General features: G+C 32.5%; 1 pseudogene. It reads left to right on the top strand.

Features of this window, described 5'->3' with window-relative positions:
• Window positions 1–289: pseudogene (locus tag V6251_RS15330) on the top strand (hypothetical protein); the annotation flags it as partial.

The following is a 289-nucleotide window of genomic DNA, read 5'->3' as shown; positions in this document are numbered from 1 at the left end:
CGGTGTCAACCATTGCTATCAACGATCAACCGTTTATTAAATCAATTAGTAAAAACGCTCATGGTAGTTTTGAGTATGTGTTAAGTTTGTCGGCTAAATTAGACAATGCTGATGCTAATTTTGCAATAGAGTCACATTGGAATTTAGATTTATATCAATCTGATGTAACGTTTTATAATTTCCAAATTTGGTCAGACTCAATTGTTGATTTATACAATTTAGCTCAAGAGGTATTAAACTTAATGGATACGGTAAAGCCAATTTCGGAATATCAACTATCAACACCTCC

Origin of the sequence: Olleya sp. Ti.3.14 (assembly GCF_038154885.1) — a bacterium.
Lineage (GTDB): Bacteria > Bacteroidota > Bacteroidia > Flavobacteriales > Flavobacteriaceae > Olleya.
The sequence above is the reverse complement of the archived record's forward strand: the minus strand, read 5'-3'. Positions and strand labels throughout refer to the sequence as shown.